Raw genomic sequence first — 1,017 nt, 5'->3', positions numbered from 1 at the left:
GGATGTGCGAGCGGTTGAACTCGGCCGGGCGGTGCAGCGCCATGTTGGACCACACCGGCTCCAGCGCGCGGCCCAGCCTGGTGCGGCGGAAGAGGCTGTACGCCTCCTGGAGCTGGTCGCTGGTCTCCGCGTGCCACCAGATCATCACATCGGCGTCGGCCCGCATGCCGGAGAGGTCGTACGTGCCGCGGATCGTCACGTCCTTGGCGGCGAGCTGGTCGAACAGCTCCTGGACCTCGTCGGCGTAGCCCGCGCGGTCGGCCGGCAGCACGTCCTTCAGCTTGAAGACCGACCACAGGGTGTAGCGGATGACATCGTTCAGGTCCTTGGCCAGCTTGCCCTTGTTGGGGATGCGGCCGGACTCGGTGATGGGGGCGTCGTCACTCATGGTTCCTATTCTCCTGCTCCGCCGTGGCGGCTCTGCACCGGGTGGGCCGTGAGTTCCTCGGCCCCGCGCGGATCACCGGACAGCTGGTCGACGGCCGCGTTCGCGCTCGCGACACAGGCGGGGATGCCCACCCCGTCGTACGGCGCGCCGCAGACCGCGAGGCCCGGCAGCTTGGCGATGTGCTCGCGGACGCGGGCCACGCGCGCGTGATGTCCCACCGGGTACTGGGGCAGCCCGTCGGTCCAGCGGGTGACCCGGGTCGCGACCGGCGCGGCGTCGACGCCGGCGGCCTCGCGGAGGTCGTGCCGGGACACCTCCACCAGGTCGGCGTCGTCCCGGCCGAGGACCGCCGTCTCGCCGTACCGCCCGACCGAGGTGCGCAGCACGACCGTGTCCGGGTCCTGCTCGGCGATCCATCCCCACTTCTGGGAGGCGAACGTGGCGGCCTTGATGGTGCGTCCGTCGACCGGCGGCACCAGGAAGCCGCTGCCCTCGGGCAGGGACAGATCGGCGCGCCGGTAGGCGAGGGTGATCAGGGCCATCGAGGCGTACTCGACGGCGGCCAGCTCGGCGGCGGCCGCCGGGGACTCGGGGCGCAGCAGCCGGGCCGCGGCGGGGGCGGGTACGGC

2 protein-coding genes are annotated in these 1,017 nt (G+C 72.9%); both read right to left on the bottom strand.

What is annotated here, in order from left to right:
* Window positions 1-388 (bottom strand): chlorite dismutase family protein (locus tag ABTZ59_RS37315; protein WP_351426129.1); only part of this gene is annotated, 388 nt, incomplete at its 3' end.
* A 5-nt stretch (window positions 389-393) separates the two neighbouring features.
* The coding region (locus ABTZ59_RS37310) for a protoporphyrinogen/coproporphyrinogen oxidase (protein WP_503003875.1) at window positions 394-1,017 on the bottom strand (624 nt) is incomplete at its 5' end.

The organism is Streptomyces sp. NPDC094034 (genome assembly GCF_040303865.1).
Taxonomy (GTDB): Bacteria; Actinomycetota; Actinomycetes; order Streptomycetales; family Streptomycetaceae; genus Streptomyces.
This window is presented reverse-complemented; position numbering and strand designations above follow the sequence as displayed.